Consider the following 15,248-nt stretch of genomic DNA (forward strand, 5'->3'; position numbering starts at 1 on the left):
GTTGCGCCGTGCCTCACAAGGTGCGCGCCCCGCTTTGAACAAGGACTCCCGATGATACGCAAGCCACTCGCTCTGCTCGCCCTGTGCGCCGCTGTCGCGTTCCCCGCCATGGCCGCCGCCAACGATCTGCCGCAGCGTTGGGTCAGTGCCGGCGGCGCCTTGACCGAATGGATCAGCGCCCTGGGCGGGGAGGCACGTCTGGTGGGGGTCGACACCACCAGCCAGCACCCGGAGTCGCTCAAGGCCTTGCCGAGCGTGGGTTACCAGCGGCAGCTGTCGGCCGAAGGCATGCTCAGCCTGCGTCCTGATGTGCTGGTCGGGACCGACGAAATGGGCCCGCCGCCGGTCGTGCAGCAGGTGCGCGCGGCCGGGGTGCGGGTGGAGTTGTTTTCCAGCGACGCGACCCTCACGGCGCTGGATGACAACCTCAAGCGCCTCGGTGTGTTGCTCGGCGCCGAGCAGCAGGCCGCAACGCTGGCCAGCCGTTATCACCAGCAGATCGACGCGATCGCTACGGCCGTTGCACGCGCTCAAGCCAGTCAGCCGGCACCGGGTGTACTGCTGCTGGTCGGCCATGCGGGTGGCAAACCGCTGATGGCAGGGCAGGGCACGTCCGGTGCGTGGTTACTGCAGCAGGCCGGAGGGCGCAATCTTGCCCATCACCAGGGCTACAAGCCGCTCTCGGTGGAAGCGATGGCGGCGCTCGATCCGGACGTGCTGGTGGTGTCCGACCGCGCAGTGTCGGGTGAGGCCGCCTTGCAGGCGTTGCTCAAGGAAAACCCGGCATTGGCAGGCTCTCGGGCAGTGCGTGAGAAACGGGTCATTACGCTCGACCCGACCTTGCTGGTCGGCGGCCTCGGGCCACGACTGCCGGCGAGCGTGCGGTCGCTGGTGCAGGCGTTCTATCCCGACAGCCAGGTCAACACGGTTCCATGAGGCGGCTGCTGACGCCGCGAACGCTGTTCATCGGTCTGGGCCTGTCGTGCCTGCTGGCGGTGTGGTTGTCGTTGGCCCTGGGACCGGTCAGTTTGCCGCTGAGCGACACGCTGCGCGCCGGGCTCAGGCTGCTGGGCGTGCCGCTGTCGGGCGAGGGCCTGGGGCAGGCCGAGCTGATCCTGGGGCAGATTCGGCTGCCACGCACCTTGCTGGGGCTGGCCGTGGGCGCAGTCCTGGCGCTGTCTGGGGTGGCCATGCAGGGCTTGTTTCGCAATCCGCTGGCAGATCCTGGATTGGTCGGGGTGGCCAGTGGCGCCGCGCTGGGCGCGGCAGTGGCAATCGTGGGCGGCAGTTGGCTGGGCGGCATCAATGAGGTGTTCGCGCCGTATCTGTTGTCGGTCTGTGCATTTCTCGGTGGGCTGGGGGTGACGGCGCTGGTCTATCGCCTGGGCCGCCGTGATGGTCAGACCCATGTCGCGACCATGCTGCTCGCCGGCATCGCGCTGACCGCACTGGCCAGTTCCGCCGTGGGCCTGTTCACCTATCTGGCCGACGACGCCACGCTGCGCACCCTGACCTTCTGGAACCTGGGCAGCCTCAATGGCGCCAGCTATCAGCGGTTATGGCCGTTGCTGCTGGTGGCCGGCGGCGTGGCGTTATGGTTGCCGCGCCGGGCCCGGGCACTCAATGCGCTGTTGCTTGGCGAATCGGAGGCGCGCCATTTGGGCGTCGATGTGGAAAAGCTCAAGCGCGAGCTGGTGTTCTGCACTGCCCTTGGGGTCGGCGCGGCCGTGGCGGCAGCCGGGCTGATCGGCTTCATCGGCCTGGTGGTGCCGCACCTGGTGCGGTTGCTGGCAGGGCCTGATCACCGCGTGGTGTTGCCAGCCTCGTTGCTCGCGGGCGGCACGCTGCTGTTGTTCGCCGATCTCATTGCGCGGTTGGCACTGGCGCCGGCTGAACTGCCCATCGGGATTGTCACGGCGTTCATCGGCGCGCCGTTCTTTCTGTTTCTGCTGATACGAGGACGTGGCTGATGCTAGAGCTTCAGGGGCTACACCTGCGCCGCGGGAGCACGGACGTTCTGCGCGGTATCGATCTGCAGTTGCACAGCGGCCAGGTGTTGGGCGTGCTGGGGCCCAATGGGGCAGGCAAGAGCAGCTTGTTGAGTGTGCTGTGTGGGGAACTGACGCCGAGTGTGGGGCGGGTCAGTCTGCAGGGGCGCGCCCTGGCCAACTGGGCCGGGCAGGCGCGGGCACGTTGCCTGGCAGTGTTGCCGCAGGTGTCGAGCCTGGGGTTCTCGTTCAGTGTCGAGGAGGTGGTGGCCCTGGGTCGGCTGCCCTTCGATACCGGCGCGCAGCACGATCGCCAGGTTGTCGAAGCCGCCTTGCAAGCTGCCGATGCCTGGCATCTGTGTGGGCGTAGCTACCTGGAGCTGTCTGGCGGCGAGCGGCAGCGGGTGCATCTGGCCCGCGTGCTTGCCCAGCTGTGGCCGGGTGAGGCGGGCACCACCTTGTTGCTCGACGAGCCGACGTCCATGCTCGATCCGTTGCACCAGCACACCATCTTGCAAGCGGTGCGTGAAATGGCCGATCGCGGTGCTGCGGTGATGGTGATCCTGCATGACCTGAACCTCGCCGCGCGCTATTGCGACCGCATCCTGCTGCTGGCGCAGGGGACCTGCCATGCGCTGGATACGCCTGCCCAGGTGCTGACGCCCCAGGCATTGCGTGCAGTGTTCGGGATCGACGTGCTGGTGCAGGCGCACCCCGAGCGTGGGCATCCCTTGATCATCATGCGCTAGGCGCTGTCCGGAAGAAATCGGCGCTCGCCCATACTGCGTTGAAGTGGGGCTGGAAGGCCGGCCGTGGCTGGGCGTTCCTGACCAGTGTCCCTGACTGGGTGTCTCTGACTGGGTGTACCCGGCTGGGCATTCACGACTGGGCGTCCCCGACTAGGCGTCCCCATCGTAAGACTCGTGTACTCCAGTGCATTGTGCTTGCTCGCCCGCGTTTCGCGGGGCGGCCCCGGTCTTGTCTGCCTTTGCGCAGCCATCTCAGACTGACCCAGGGGGTTGATTCAGGAAGGCTGACCCGCGCAGGGACCGCTCTCACACGCAAGCCGTGAACGGCGCATGAGAACGGCCCCTGATCTGGTTGCGGCAGATGATGGACCAGATCATCGGCCACCCTCATCCATGAAAACGTCGGCCAAAAAAAGACCCGGCAAATTGCCGGGTCAAAAACCGTGATTAGCCTGATGAGGAGATAATCTGAGAGTCCGAACCAAGGGCTTTCAGTTTATCCAACCAGTCTCGCGACCAGTTCTGAGAATCATAACGATTCTCATTTCCTAGTCAACCCTATGCGCTTTTTTATTTCACTATTTTTGCGCTTGAGGCTTTGCGTCCAGTTGTACAAGCAGCGCCTGCTTGCGTTCTATCGGCAGGTCGTTCCAGTGAATATCCTGCAGAGCACCCTCGATGGCATACAGCAACACTTTCGAAACACGGAATCCGCGCATTTTCACTGCCCGGTACGCGCCGACCGCGCCCAGGCGACGCAGGTCGGAAAGGCTGTGGATGCCAACGGCGTGAAGCCATTGTGCGGAAGTCTTGCCCAGGTTCTTGAGATGCTGCAACTCAGTGCTCATCAGGCCTCCTTGCGATAGCTGAACAGTGTCGTTTGGGGGGACTTCAGCAGGTCAGCCTTTGAGTGTAGCGGGGCATAGCGATTGCGCTTGCGCGCCGTGCGGGGCCGCGATGCGGCCCCGGCGGAGGTGTTTCAGTAGCGTTACAAGCCTGGCAGGCGCTGACGGATCTGCTCGATCAACTGGTCCATGCCGCTGGCTTGATGGGTGTCGACCCGCTTGCTCTGCAGCAGCTCATCCTGGTCGAGCGGCTCACGGCTCGCCTGCTGCGCCTTGACCACCTCGAGCGTGGCATCGGATGGATCGGCCTGCTCGGCCTGACGCTGCGCCAACCAGCTCATGATCACGGCCTCTGGCGCTTGGCAGTCGAGAATCAGGAACGGCACGCCCGTGTCGCTGGCAATGTGCGCAGCTGCTTGGCGCTGCTGCTGCTTGAGGTAGGTGGCGTCGAGCACCACCGGCAGGCCGGCCTTGAGAATCATTGCCGCCAGTTCATGCAGGCGCTGGTAGGTCGCCGTGCTGGCATCGGCGGCGTAGATGCCGCTGGCCACTGGACCCGCGTCACCCGTTTGCTCACCGAACAGACGCTTGCGCTCGACATCCGAACGCACGCGAACGGCCCCCAGGGCCTCGACCAGACGCATGGCCACATGGCTCTTGCCCACTGCCGAGACGCCATGGGTGATCGCCAGCAAGCGCGAAGGAATGGCGCTGTAGCTCTCCGCCAGGTTGGCATAGTTGCGGTAGGTGCGCAGGGTCGTGGCGCGTTGTACGCCATCGGCGTCCGGCGCCAGGCTGAACAGCGCGACCTTGGCCCGCACCAGCGCGCGGTAGGCCTTGTAGAAGTTCAGCAGTTCGAGGCCCTGGTAATCCCCGGTCAGTTCCAGGTACTGACTGATGAAGCGCCGCGCCAGCCATTTCAGGCCGCGGTCCTCCAGGTCCATGGCCAGGAACCCGATATCGGCATAGACGTCGGTCATGCGGAACGGTTCGTTGAACTCGATGCAGTCGAAGATCACCACCTTGCCGTCGATCAGCGTCGCGTTGCCCAGGTGGATGTCGCCGTGGCACTCGCGCACGAAACCGTTGGCCTTGCGCGACGCCATCAGTGCATGCAGGCGCTCGAAGCTGCTGTGCGCCCAGGCTTGCAGATTGTCGAGTTGTTGCAGATCGGCAGCGTCCTTGAGAAACGGACGGATCTGCTCGAAGTTCTGCTCCACCGGTGCCATGACGCTGTCGGGCGAGCCCAGCGGATTGCTGTCGTCGACCTTCGGTGCAGTGAGGTGGAACTCGGCAATTTGCCGGGCCATCTGGTCGATGTGGCTGGCGGTCAGTTCGCCATCGGCCTGCAAGGCGCTGAGCATCTGGCTTTGCGGGAACTGGCGCATCTTCAGCACGTACTCGATGGCTTCACCTTGCCCATCGATGCAGGGCGCTTCGGCGCTGCCGGTGATCGGCAGCACTTCAAGGTAGAGATCGTCGGTCAGACGCTGGTTGAGGCGCAGCTCTTCCTGGCAAAAATGCCGGCGCTGACCCAGCTCGGTGAAATCGAGGAAACCGAAGTTCATCGGCTTCTTGATCTTGTAGGCGTATTCGCCGGTGAGCAGGACCCAGGAGATGTGGGTCTCGATGAGTTGGAACCCGTCCACAGGGTGAGGGTACAGGGCGCTGTTGTGCAGCGCGTTGATCAGGGCTTGGCTCACGAGCGATCCTTCAAGAGGGCAGGGAATTCAAAGGGCTCATTATGGTCAATGGGGCCTCCCCTGCAAACCGCTGGGATGTCTGCCCAGCCAAAGTAAAGTGCGTATAATCCGCCGCCATGACTCGATCCCGAAAATCCCGTACCGCGAAAAAACCCCTTCCTGGCCGCACTCGTGTCCTGTTGGGCTGGGCCCTGAAGCTCAGCCTGGTCGGCCTGGTGCTGCTTGCAGGCTTTGCCGTTTATCTCGATGCCACCGTGCAAGAGAAATTTTCGGGCAAGCGCTGGACCATTCCGGCCAAGGTGTATGCACGGCCGCTCGAGCTGTTCGTCGGCCAGAAGCTGAGCAAGAACGATTTCCTCACCGAACTCGACGCGCTGGGCTACCGCCGTGAAACCGCTGCCAGCAGCCCGGGTCAGGCCTCGGTCAACGGCAACACGGTTGATCTGAACACGCGCGGTTTCCAGTTCTATGAAGGCATGGAGCCTGCGCAGTTCGTGCGCGTGCGCTTCTCGGGCGACTATGTCGCCGGCCTGGCTGGCGCCAACGGCGGCAAGCTGGATGTGGTGCGGCTCGAACCGCTGATGATCGGCGGCATCTACCCGAAGAATCTCGAAGACCGCATCCTCATCAATATCGATCAGGTGCCGCCGTACCTGCTCGACACCCTGATCGCCACCGAAGACCGGGATTTCTACAGCCACCATGGCGTGTCACCCAAATCCATCGCCCGTGCGATCTGGGTCAATACCTCAGCCGGTACCATGCGCCAGGGCGGCAGTACGCTGACTCAGCAGTTGGTCAAGAACTTCTACCTCACCAGCGAGCGCAGCCTCAGCCGCAAGCTCACCGAGGCCATGATGGCGGTGCTGCTGGAACTGCATTACGACAAGCGCGAGATTCTCGAGGCATACCTCAATGAGGTCTTTGTCGGCCAGGATGGTCAGCGTGCCGTGCACGGGTTCGGCCTGGCCAGCCAGTTCTTCTTCAGCCAGCCGCTGTCGGAGCTCAAGCTGCATCAGATCGCCTTGTTGGTCGGCATGGTCAAGGGGCCGTCCTACTACAATCCGCGTCGTTATCCGGAACGCGCCCTGCAGCGGCGTAACCTGGTGCTCGATCTGGTGGCCCAGCAAGGCGTCGTCAGCCAGGAAGTGGTCGATGCCGCGAAAAAAATGCCACTGGGCGTTACCACCCGCGGCAGCCTGGCCGACAGCTCGTTCCCGGCTTTCCTCGACCTGGTCAAGCGTCAGCTGCGCCAGGATTACCGCGACGAAGACCTGACCGAAGAAGGCCTGCGCATCTTCACCAGCTTCGACCCGATCCTGCAGATGAAGGCCGAAACCTCCATGTCCGAGACCTTCAAACGTCTGGCGGGGCGCAAGGGCTCGGATGCTGTCGAGTCGGCGATGGTGGTCAGCAACCCGGAAACCGGCGAAGTACAGGCCCTGATCGGTAGCCGGCAGTCCGGTTTCGCCGGCTTCAACCGGGCCATCGATGCGGTGCGGCCGATCGGCTCGTTGGTCAAGCCCGCCGTTTACCTCACCGCACTGGAAAAACCGGGCACCTTCACCCTGACCAGCCTGGTGCAGGATGAAGCCTTCTCGGTCAAGGGCGCCGATGGCCAGGTGTGGCGTCCGCAGAATTACGACCGCCGACCCCACGGCACGATCTACCTGTACCAAGGGCTGGCCAACTCCTACAACCTCTCAACGGCCAAGATCGGCCTGCAAGTGGGCGTGCCGAATGTCATCAAGACCATCGGCCGGCTGGGGGTGGATGTGGACTGGAAGCCTTACCCCGCCATGTTGCTGGGCGCCGGGGGCATGTCGCCGATGCAGGTCGCAACCATGTACCAGACCATCGCAAATGGCGGCTTCAACACGCCCATGCGCGGCATCCGCAGCGTGCTGACCGCTGAAGGCGAGCCACTCAAGCGTTATCCGTTCCAGGTTCAGCAAACCTTCGATGGGGGCGCCATCTATCTGGTGCAGAACGCCATGCAGCGGGTGATGCGTGAAGGCACCGGGCGCTCGGTCTACAGTGTCCTGCCAAGCTCCTTGACCCTGGCGGGCAAGACCGGCACCAGTAACGATTCGCGTGACAGCTGGTTCTCGGGGTTCAGCCAGGATCTGCTGGCCGTCGTCTGGCTGGGCCGTGACGACAACGGCACCACGCCGTTCACTGGCGCAACCGGCGCCTTGCAGGTCTGGACCAGCTTCATGCACAAGGCCGACCCGCTGCCGCTGGACATGGCTCAGCCTGACAACGTCGTGCAGGCATGGATCGACCCGAACACCGGGCAGGGCTCGGACCAGAGCTGTCCGGGTGCCGTGCAGATGCCGTATATTCGCGGCAGCGAGCCCCCGGCCGGCGCTGCCTGCGTGAGCGAGCAAGCGCCCGATGATTCGGTGATGGATTGGGTCAAGGGCTGGATCAATTGAGCACTAGAGCATGAGAGGGCATGAATTGAACAAGTGGTGGGTTCCAGTCTTGACGGCCATGGCCGTGCTGCAGGGTTGTGCCAGCGTTCCGCGCGGCAATATCCCGGTGGTTGATTCCAGTTCTCGCGTCTCCAACAGCGAGCGCATCCAGCAGCGGCAGACGGCTGCCGCAACGCCCAGGACCGGGACGTCCCAAGCGCAGTCGCTGCCAGAGGACTCCGGGGTGACGGTGATGATTCCGCAGGGCGCGGGCGCCTCGCCGATTCAATCTTTCCCGGCCGGCAGCGATGCGGCGCCGATCACCACGGCGCCGGTCAACACCGCGCCCATCACCTCCGACCCCAATCCGGTGGCAGATGAGCCGTTCGACATCGCCTCGATGTCCAGTCCGCAAGCCGCGCCGCAGGCCAGCACGCCCTCGGGCATTCCGCAGAACAACCGCTCCACGGGGTTGTCTGCCGACGAGCAACTCGACGGTCCGGTGCTGGCGTTGCTGACAACCGCGCAGCAACAGCAGGGCAGTGGCGATTTCAATGGTGCTTCATCGAGCCTTGAGCGCGCGCAGCGCATCGCACCGCGTGAACCCCAGGTGCTGTTCCGCCTTGCGCAAGTGCGCTTGAACCAGGGCGATGCGCCCCAGGCCGAACAGCTCGCTCGTCGCGCGCTGACGTACGCCAATGGTCGCCCAAGCCTGCAGGCCGAGCTATGGAACACCATCGCCCAAGCCCGGGAAAAGCAAGGCGACAGCGCCGGTGCAGCGCTGGCACGGCAGAAAGCCAAGGTCAGCCTGTGACCGTCGAGCAGCGCGTGCTGGACATCGCCGATCACCTGCTGCTCATCGAGCGGGAGCTGAAGGTGCAGGGCTGGTGGCTGGCAGACGCGCCCAGCGCGCAGGCATTGGCCAGCACCGTGCCGTTCGCCGTCGACACCATGCCCTTCGAGCAGTGGCTGCAATGGATTTTCCTGCCGCGCATGACGCTGATCATCGAAGGGGGGCATGCGCTGCCCAATGCCTCCGGGGTCCTGGTGATGGCCGAAACGGTGTTTGCCAACCGCCCGGAGCAAAGTCGCGAGCTACGCCGACTGCTGGCAGCCTTTGACCGGTTGATCGATCCCTCCGCCTGATTTCTTCGCTTTTTACCCTGAGGGCCGCAGATTGCGGCTCTTTTTCGTTCAATTGTTAGTTTTTCTGCTGCAACCCAAGATAAACGTGGTGGCAACTAATCATCCTGATCGAATATCGGCAATAATTTTTCTTGACTTGAAGCCGCTGAATCAGAAGAATCCAGTTTCCGCTGTAGGGGGACTGCCAGAAGCAGACCCGCCAAGCAGATCATGAGGCGCATACCCGCGCCGCCTGTTACACCCCGCAACGCGTTACCTCGCGCTGGGTGGGCCCCCCCGCAACACTCTGGGGTGATCCCAATACTTGCTCAGTCAGTGCTGACGTTTTCGCTCATGCTCTGCTTGGCAGTAAACCTATTAAGACCCGTCCATCAAGGACGGTATTCTGGCGTTTTAGAGGTGAACATCGTGGAGCTCTTATCCGGCGCTGAAATGGTCGTCCGCTTTTTGCGCGACGAAGGCGTTAAGCATATCTACGGGTACCCTGGTGGTGCTCTCCTTCATGTTTACGACGCCCTGTTCAAGGAACCGGAAGTCGAACATATCCTGGTTCGCCACGAGCAGGCCGCCACTCACATGGCTGACGGCTACGCCCGTGCGACCGGCAAGGCAGGCGTGGTGCTGGTCACCTCCGGCCCCGGCGCAACCAATGCCATCACCGGCATCGCCACCGCTTACATGGACTCGATCCCGATGGTGATCCTGTCCGGCCAGGTGCCTAGCACCATGGTGGGGACCGACGCTTTCCAGGAAACCGACATGATCGGTATCTCGCGTCCGATCGTGAAACACAGCTTCATGATCAAGCATGCCAGCGAGATCCCGGAAATCCTGAAGAAAGCGTTTTACCTGGCCAACTCCGGTCGCCCTGGCCCCGTTGTGGTCGACATTCCCAAAGACATGACCAACCCGGCTGAAAAGTTCGAGTACGTCTATCCGAAGAAGGTCAAGCTGCGCTCTTACAGCCCTGCTGTACGGGGTCATTCCGGGCAGATCCGCAAGGCCGCCGAAATGCTCTTGGCCGCTAAACGCCCGGTGGTCTACGCCGGTGGTGGCGTGATCCTGGGCGGCGGCTCCGAAGCCCTCACGGCCATCGCCAAGTCGCTGAACCTGCCGGTGACCAACACCCTCATGGGGCTGGGTGCGTTCCCAGGCACCGACGATCAGTTCATCGGCATGCTCGGCATGCACGGCAGCTATACCGCCAACATGACCATGCACAATGCCGACGTGATCTTCGCCGTCGGTGCGCGTTTCGATGACCGCGTGGTCAATGGCCCGGCCAAGTTCTGCCCTAACGCCAAGATCATTCATGTCGACATCGACCCTGCCTCGATCTCCAAGCTGATCAAGGCCGACGTGCCGATCGTCGGCCCGGTCGACAGCGTGCTGACGGAAATGCAGGCGATCCTCAAGGAAATCGGCGAGCAGCCCGACAAAGCGGCCGCCGATGCCTGGTGGAAGCAGATCAACGAATGGCGTGGCGACCGCGGGCTGTTCCCCTATGACAAGGGCGACGGCAGCGCCATCAAGCCGCAGACCGTGATCGAAACGCTGTGCGAAGTCACCAACGGCGACGCCTACATCACTTCCGATGTCGGCCAGCACCAGATGTTTGCCGCGCAGTACTACCGCTTCAACAAGCCCAATCGCTGGATCAACTCGGGTGGCCTGGGCACCATGGGCTTCGGTTTCCCTGCGGCCATGGGCGTCAAGCTCAACTTCCCGGACGAGCACGTCGCTTGCGTCACGGGTGAGGGCAGCATCCAGATGAACATTCAGGAGCTCTCCACCTGCATGCAGTACGGCCTGCCGGTGAAGATCGTCAACATGAACAATGGTGTGTTGGGCATGGTCCGTCAATGGCAGGACATGGCGTATAACGGTCGCCACTCGCACTCTTATGTCGAGTCGCTGCCCGATTTCATCAAGCTGGCCGAGGCCTATGGCCACGTCGGTATTCGCATCACCAGCCTCAAAGACCTCAAGCCCAAGCTGGAAGAGGCCTTTGCGATGAAAGACCGACTGGTGTTCATCGACATCGCGATCGATCGTTCCGAGCACGTCTATCCGATGCAGATCAAGGACGGTTCGATGCGTGACATGTGGCTGAGCAAGACGGAGCGTACCTGATATGCGGCACATCATTTCCCTGCTGATGGAAAACGAACCCGGTGCCTTGTCTCGCGTGGTCGGCCTGTTTTCCCAACGCAACTACAACATCGAAAGCCTGACCGTGGCGCCGACCGAAGACCCCAGTCTTTCGCGTCTGACACTCACCACGGTCGGCCAGGACGAAGTGATCGAGCAGATCACCAAGAACCTCAACAAACTGGTCGAGGTGGTCAAGCTGGTCGATCTGTCGGAGAGCGCCCATATCGAGCGCGAACTGATGCTGGTCAAGATCAAGGCGACCGGCGCACAGCGCGCAGAGATCAAGCGCACCACGGATATTTTCCGTGGGCAGATCGTCGACGTCACTGCCAGCGTCTACACCGTGCAATTGAGCGGCACCAGCGACAAACTAGACAGTTTCATCCAGGCCATCGGCACGGCATCGATCATCGAAACGGTGCGTAGCGGTGTGACCGGTATTGCCCGCGGCGACAAAGTCCTGAGCATCTGACTCAATACAATTAGCGATGGCTCCACTGGAGCCGAGATATAACCAGGGGTAAGTGCATGAAAGTTTTCTACGAGAAAGACTGTGACATTTCGATCATCCAAGGTAAGAAAGTTGCCATCATCGGCTACGGTTCGCAGGGCCATGCCCAAGCGTGCAACCTCAAGGATTCCGGTGTCGATGTCACCGTCGGTCTTCGCAAAGGCTCGGCCACTGTCGCAAAAGCTGAAGCCCACGGCCTGAAAGTCGCCGATGTCGCCAGCGCCGTTGCTGCTGCCGACCTGGTCATGATCCTGACCCCGGACGAGTTCCAGGGCGCTCTGTACAAGAACGAGATCGAGCCGAACATCAAGAAGGGCGCCACCCTGGCCTTCTCCCACGGCTTCTCGATCCACTACAACCAAGTCGTTCCACGTGCAGACCTCGACGTGATCATGATCGCGCCCAAGGCTCCGGGCCACACCGTGCGTTCCGAGTTCGTCAAAGGCGGCGGCATCCCTGACCTGATCGCCATCTACCAGGATGCATCGGGCAACGCCAAGAACGTCGCGCTGTCCTACGCCGCAGGCGTGGGTGGCGGTCGTACCGGCATCATCGAAACCACGTTCAAGGACGAGACCGAAACCGACCTGTTCGGCGAGCAGGCTGTTCTGTGCGGCGGTACCGTGGAGCTGGTCAAAGCCGGTTTCGAGACGCTGGTCGAAGCGGGCTACGCGCCTGAGATGGCCTACTTCGAGTGCCTGCACGAACTGAAGCTGATCGTTGACCTCATGTACGAAGGCGGCATCGCCAACATGAACTACTCGATCTCCAACAACGCTGAGTACGGTGAGTACGTCACTGGCCCGGAAGTCATCAACGAAGAATCCCGCAAGGCCATGCGCAATGCTCTCAAGCGCATCCAGGACGGTGAGTACGCGAAGATGTTCATCAGCGAAGGCGCCACCAACTACCCATCGATGACCGCCAAGCGCCGCAACAACGCCGCTCACGGTATCGAAATCATCGGCGAGCAACTGCGCTCGATGATGCCGTGGATTTCGGCGAACAAGATCGTCGACAAGTCCAAGAACTAAGCCGTTCTGGTCAGATAAAAAGCGCGGCTTCGGCCGCGTTTTTTCGTTCCAGGGCCAGCATCTGGTATAAAGCTGACCGTTGGGGTGCGTATCCGAACCTGTTGCGCACGCCCATATCGAACGTTTTCCACCCTGTTGCAAGGTACTTTTCATGAGCGAACGTCCCGAAGAGCCGAACACGCCCTCCGACGCTGAAAGCCTGTTGCCTGTCGATGAACATGTTGAAGAAGGGCATGACGCGCAAGGGCGCAAGGTTCGTCATCGCGGCATCTACCTGCTGCCCAATCTGTTTACTACCGCAAACCTGTTTGCCGGGTTCTACTCGATCGTCTGTTCCATCAGTGCCCATGGCTACATGAGTGCTGGCAACTCGGGCGAAGCGGTCAAGTACTTTGCCTCTGCGGCCATCGCGATCTTTGTCGCCATGGTGCTTGATGGTCTCGATGGGCGTGTTGCGCGCATGACCAACACCCAAAGTGCGTTCGGCGCCGAATACGATTCCCTGTCCGATATGGTGGCGTTTGGTGTCGCGCCTGCGTTGCTGGCCTTTGTCTGGGCACTGGGGGACATGGGCAAGGTCGGCTGGATGGTTGCCTTCATCTATGTGGCCGGTGCTGCACTGCGTCTGGCACGTTTCAACACCCAGGTCGGCACGGCAGACAAGCGCTACTTCATCGGTCTCGCCAGTCCTGCTGCGGCAGGTGTGGTGGCCGGTATCGTGTGGGCGTTCAGCGACTACGGCATCCAAGGGTCCAAGCTGTCATTCCTGGTGGCCTTGATCGTTGCTGCGGCAGGGATGCTGATGGTCAGCAACATCAAGTACAACAGTTTCAAAGAGCTGGACCTCAAAGGCCGCGTGCCTTTTGTAGCAATTTTGGCCGTTGTACTGGTGTTTGCGGTGATTTTCAGCGACCCGCCGCGAATCCTCCTCTTGATTTTCCTTGGGTATGCGGCTTCCGGTCCCGTGCAGTTCCTGCTGCGCAATCGCCGTCTCAAACGCTCATAATCAAGGGCGTGCGGGAATAACCCGCAGGCTCCATAGTCTTACAGGTGTATCCGCTACCTGTGCTATGGAGCCCCCATGCTCATCAAGATTCCCAAGTCCTCGGACTGCGTTTCATCAGACATCACCCCTGAGTCTGTCTATCTCTCGCGCCGCTCGTTGCTGGGTGGCTCTCTGGCCGGGCTGGCCGTTGCCGGCCTGCCTCGGATCAGCGCGGCTGGCGAAGCGCCGCGCTATGCCGATGTCGATCCTGGCAAGGCCCCCGAGTGGTTCACTCGCAAACTGCCTGGCACGCGCTGGGGAGCTGTCACCGTCCAAGACGAGGCAATCACGCCTTATAAAGACGCCACCCACTACAACAACTTCTATGAGTTCGGCCCTGACAAGGGTGATCCGGCTGCCAATGCGGGCAGCCTGAAAACCGAGCCTTGGAGCGTGGTGATAGATGGTGAGGTCGCCAAGCCTGGGCGCTATGCGCTGGAAGACCTGGTCAAGCCCAGCCAGTTCGAGGAGCGGGTGTACCGCCTGCGCTGTGTAGAGGCCTGGTCCATGGTGATCCCGTGGCTTGGCTTTCCACTGGCTGACCTTCTCAAGCGCGTGGAGCCGACGTCGAAGGCTCGCTATGTCCGCTTTGAAACCTTGCAGGACGCACAGAGCATGCCCGGGCAGCGGTCAGGATTCGCCTTGATCGATTGGCCCTATGTTGAAGGCGTGCGCCTGGATGAGGCGATGAATCCATTGGCCATCTTGGCGGTGGGTATGTATGGCCGGGAGCTGCCCAACCAGAATGGCGCGCCCTTGCGCTTGGTCTTGCCTTGGAAGTATGGGTTCAAGAGCATCAAGTCGATCGTGCGCATCAGCCTGGTCGAGCAGCAGCCGGAAACCACTTGGCAAGGGCTTGCACCTACCGAGTACGGCTTCTACGCCAATGTCAATCCGACGGTTGACCATCCACGTTGGAGCCAGGCACGTGAGCGGCGGCTGCCTAGCGGCTTGTTCAGTCCCAACGTGCGTAGCACCGGGATGTTCAATGGCTACGCCGACGAGGTGGCGTCGCTTTATCAAGGCATGGACCTGCGGAAGAACTACTGATGCGCTATCGCGGTTTTCGCCTGGCCATTTTTGTGTGCGCGAGCGTGTTTCCGCTTTGCTGGCTCTATGAGGCGGCGATGAACCTGCTGGGTCCAGACCCTGGAAAGATTCTCGTAGACCGATTGGGGCTGGGGGGGTTGACCCTGTTGCTGATTACCCTGGCCATGACACCTCTGCAGCGGGTCACCGGTTGGGCAGGGTGGATCGTCGCGCGCCGGCAGATCGGTTTGTGGTGCTTTGCTTATATAGGCATGCACATGGCAGCGTACATGGTGTTCATCCTGGGCTTGGATTTCGCACAGCTGGCGGTCGAGTTGCAGAAGCGGCCTTACATCATCGTGGGTGCGCTGGCCTTTGTCGGGCTCCTGGCATTGGCAGTCACGTCCAATCGCTATAGTCAAAAGCACCTCGGGGCACGCTGGAGAAAGCTGCACAGGCTGATCTATCCAATTCTGGGGCTGGGGCTTTTGCATTTCCTCTGGATTGTCCGCTCCGACCTCGCGCAATGGTCGATCTACGCCGCCGTTGCAGCGCTGTTAATGGCTTTGCGCATACCGGCTGTCTCCAGGCGTATCAAGAGGACTCGCAATAAGGCTGCCTGAAGCT

The 15,248-nt window shown here is 61.8% G+C and carries 14 protein-coding genes; 12 read left to right on the plus strand and 2 right to left on the minus strand.

Annotated elements, in window-relative coordinates:
• Positions 1–51 precede the first annotated feature (51 nt).
• The 3 genes from SJI00_RS16720 to SJI00_RS16730 are packed head-to-tail and all read left to right on the plus strand — an operon-like array spanning position 52 to position 2,737.
• The gene (locus SJI00_RS16720) at positions 52–936 is read left to right on the plus strand and encodes a heme/hemin ABC transporter substrate-binding protein (protein WP_322462809.1); all 885 of its coding nucleotides are present in this window, start codon (positions 52–54) and stop codon (positions 934–936) included.
• A 50-nt stretch (positions 937–986) separates the two neighbouring features.
• The gene (locus SJI00_RS16725; RefSeq protein ID WP_322462825.1) at positions 987–1,970 is read left to right on the plus strand and encodes a FecCD family ABC transporter permease; all 984 of its coding nucleotides are present in this window, start codon (positions 987–989) and stop codon (positions 1,968–1,970) included.
• Positions 1,970–2,737: a heme ABC transporter ATP-binding protein gene (locus tag SJI00_RS16730; RefSeq protein ID WP_322462810.1), complete on the plus strand. Its 768-nt coding sequence runs from the start codon at positions 1,970–1,972 to the stop codon at positions 2,735–2,737. The genes SJI00_RS16725 and SJI00_RS16730 overlap by 1 nt, the downstream gene beginning before the upstream one ends.
• 578 nt (positions 2,738–3,315) lie before the next feature.
• Here SJI00_RS16730 and SJI00_RS16735 read toward each other — a convergent pair.
• Positions 3,316–3,585, minus strand: a complete 270-nt coding sequence (locus tag SJI00_RS16735) for a TfoX/Sxy family protein (protein ID WP_322462811.1) — start codon at positions 3,583–3,585, stop codon at positions 3,316–3,318.
• Positions 3,586–3,725: 140 nt separating this feature from the next.
• Positions 3,726–5,285: a bifunctional aminoglycoside phosphotransferase/ATP-binding protein gene (locus SJI00_RS16740; protein WP_322462812.1), complete on the minus strand. Its 1,560-nt coding sequence runs from the start codon at positions 5,283–5,285 to the stop codon at positions 3,726–3,728.
• A 116-nt stretch (positions 5,286–5,401) separates the two neighbouring features.
• On the opposite strand from SJI00_RS16740, the gene mrcB reads away from it, so the two are divergent.
• From mrcB to msrQ, 9 genes are all read left to right on the plus strand, one after another.
• Complete coding sequence (mrcB, locus tag SJI00_RS16745; protein WP_322462813.1) at positions 5,402–7,723, plus strand: penicillin-binding protein 1B; 2,322 nt, start codon at positions 5,402–5,404, stop codon at positions 7,721–7,723.
• A 10-nt stretch (positions 7,724–7,733) separates the two neighbouring features.
• Positions 7,734–8,516 carry a tetratricopeptide repeat protein gene (locus SJI00_RS16750; RefSeq protein WP_322462814.1) on the plus strand — a complete coding sequence of 261 codons (783 nt, stop codon included), beginning with the start codon at positions 7,734–7,736 and terminating at the stop codon, positions 8,514–8,516.
• Positions 8,513–8,848, plus strand: coding sequence for a YqcC family protein (locus tag SJI00_RS16755; protein WP_322462815.1), 336 nt, complete (start codon positions 8,513–8,515; stop codon positions 8,846–8,848). Before SJI00_RS16750 ends, SJI00_RS16755 begins: the two co-directional genes overlap by 4 nt.
• Positions 8,849–9,256: 408 nt before the next feature.
• The gene (locus tag SJI00_RS16760) at positions 9,257–10,981 is read left to right on the plus strand and encodes an acetolactate synthase 3 large subunit (protein ID WP_322462816.1); all 1,725 of its coding nucleotides are present in this window, start codon (positions 9,257–9,259) and stop codon (positions 10,979–10,981) included.
• Position 10,982: 1 nt separating this feature from the next.
• Positions 10,983–11,474, plus strand: a complete 492-nt coding sequence (gene ilvN, locus SJI00_RS16765; protein WP_322462817.1) for an acetolactate synthase small subunit — start codon at positions 10,983–10,985, stop codon at positions 11,472–11,474.
• A gap of 56 nt (positions 11,475–11,530) precedes the next feature.
• Positions 11,531–12,547 (plus strand): ketol-acid reductoisomerase, encoded by a 1,017-nt coding sequence (gene ilvC, locus SJI00_RS16770; RefSeq protein ID WP_322462818.1) that lies wholly within the window; start codon positions 11,531–11,533, stop codon positions 12,545–12,547.
• Positions 12,548–12,698: 151 nt separating this feature from the next.
• Positions 12,699–13,553 (plus strand): CDP-diacylglycerol--serine O-phosphatidyltransferase, encoded by an 855-nt coding sequence (gene pssA / locus SJI00_RS16775; RefSeq protein ID WP_322462819.1) that lies wholly within the window; start codon positions 12,699–12,701, stop codon positions 13,551–13,553.
• Between the two features lie 75 nt (positions 13,554–13,628).
• The gene (gene msrP, locus SJI00_RS16780) at positions 13,629–14,642 is read left to right on the plus strand and encodes a protein-methionine-sulfoxide reductase catalytic subunit MsrP (RefSeq protein ID WP_322462820.1); all 1,014 of its coding nucleotides are present in this window, start codon (positions 13,629–13,631) and stop codon (positions 14,640–14,642) included.
• Complete coding sequence (gene msrQ / locus SJI00_RS16785; protein ID WP_322462821.1) at positions 14,642–15,244, plus strand: protein-methionine-sulfoxide reductase heme-binding subunit MsrQ; 603 nt, start codon at positions 14,642–14,644, stop codon at positions 15,242–15,244. The genes msrP and msrQ overlap by 1 nt, the downstream gene beginning before the upstream one ends.
• The last annotated feature ends 4 nt before the right edge of the window (positions 15,245–15,248 follow it).

The sequence above is a fragment of the Pseudomonas gebzensis genome, from assembly GCF_034427815.1.
Lineage (GTDB): Bacteria > Pseudomonadota > Gammaproteobacteria > Pseudomonadales > Pseudomonadaceae > Aquipseudomonas.